Origin of the sequence: Bacillus pretiosus, assembly GCF_051294775.1 — a bacterium.
GTDB classification, from domain to species: domain Bacteria; phylum Bacillota; class Bacilli; order Bacillales; family Bacillaceae_G; genus Bacillus_A; species Bacillus_A wiedmannii.
This window is the reverse complement of the sequence record NZ_JBPPHF010000074.1, coordinates 1-329: the sequence shown is the minus strand read 5'-3', so window position 1 is coordinate 329 and position 329 is coordinate 1. Positions and strand designations below refer to the sequence as shown.

At 32.5% G+C, this 329-nt stretch carries 1 pseudogene; it reads right to left on the bottom strand.

From position 1 onward, the window contains the following. Positions 1–329: pseudogene (locus tag ACSG5Z_RS29910) on the bottom strand (aromatic amino acid hydroxylase); the annotation flags it as partial.

The window sequence follows — 329 nt, the reverse complement described above, 5'->3', positions numbered from 1 at the left end:
CATCAAATAATACGCGGGCGTTATAAGTAACTGTGCAATCGTTAAACGAAAGAAGAGCAATTATCTTATCGTTTTTTATAATAACTGTTACTTTTCCTTTTACATGAATACCACTTGCAACAGTAAACTCAGCAATATTTCCAATTGTAATTCCTAATGATTGTAGTTGTTCATCTGTACAATTTTCTAATGCAATTTTTTCAGTGAGTAATCCAATTGGTGTTCCAAAGCCGTCACTGTGTATAGATGTAGAATGATTCGCTAGTTGTTTATTATGAATTGCTAATGTAGTTGGTGAATTTGTTCGCATGTAAATCACTTTACCTGCA